2 pseudogenes are annotated in these 739 nt (G+C 71.7%); both read right to left on the bottom strand.

Annotated features, from left to right (window positions below):
• Positions 1 to 233 (bottom strand): annotated as a pseudogene (locus ACEN88_RS33340) (EscN/YscN/HrcN family type III secretion system ATPase); the annotation flags it as partial.
• Positions 230 to 739 (bottom strand): annotated as a pseudogene (locus tag ACEN88_RS33335) (hypothetical protein); the annotation flags it as partial. The pseudogenes ACEN88_RS33335 and ACEN88_RS33340, both read right to left, overlap by 4 nt.

Raw genomic sequence — 739 nt, 5'->3', positions numbered from 1 at the left:
TCGCCGAACGGCGCGAGCAGCGCGAACTGGCGGGTGAAACCGACCACCTCGGCGCGCTGCAGCAGCGTGCCGCGCGCGTCGCGCAGCTCGCACAGTTCGCCCAGCATGACGTCGATGCCGCCGACCTTCAGCAGCGTCCCGACGGCTTCGACCACCTTGCCGTGCCGGACCACCGTTTCGGCGGCGTCGAGCGCCCCGCCCAGCGCATCGAGGAAGGCGATGGCGTCGTTCATGGCGCCCCCCAGTCGGCGCCGTCGTCGTACGCCGCGTGCGCCGCGTCTTCCTCGCGCTCTTCCCCGCCCTCTTCCTCTTCCTCGTCCTCTTCCTCGTCCTCGTACTCCTCCTCTTCCTCTTCCTCTTCCTCGTACTCTTCCTCGTCCTCTTCCGCGGCGCCGTCTTCCCCGCTCTCGCCGGCGCCGCCCTTGAGCGCACCGATGGCGCGTTCGAGCGCGTCCAGCAGCAGCGGCAGGCCGCCGGCCACGATCCCGTGGTCCCACTCGCACACGCAGCTGCCCGCTTCCGCGTCGGGATCGGCGGTCACCATGGGATTGAGCTGCCAGCGGTGTTCCTCGCACACGGCGCGGAATGCCCGGGTCGCGGCGTCGACGTCCTGCGGCGCCACGCGCACCGCGAGGTACGAGGCGTCGTCGAGATGGCGCGACAGGTCGGCGCCGATGCGGGCGAACAGCGCGTCGCGGTCGGCGTCGCCCAAGGTGCGCGCAACCGTGCGCAGCACGAC

Source organism: Massilia sp. CT11-108 (genome assembly GCF_047302915.1).
Taxonomy (GTDB): Bacteria; Pseudomonadota; Gammaproteobacteria; order Burkholderiales; family Burkholderiaceae_D; genus Telluria; species Telluria orientalis.
The sequence above is the reverse complement of the archived record's forward strand: the minus strand, read 5'-3'. Positions and strand labels throughout refer to the sequence as shown.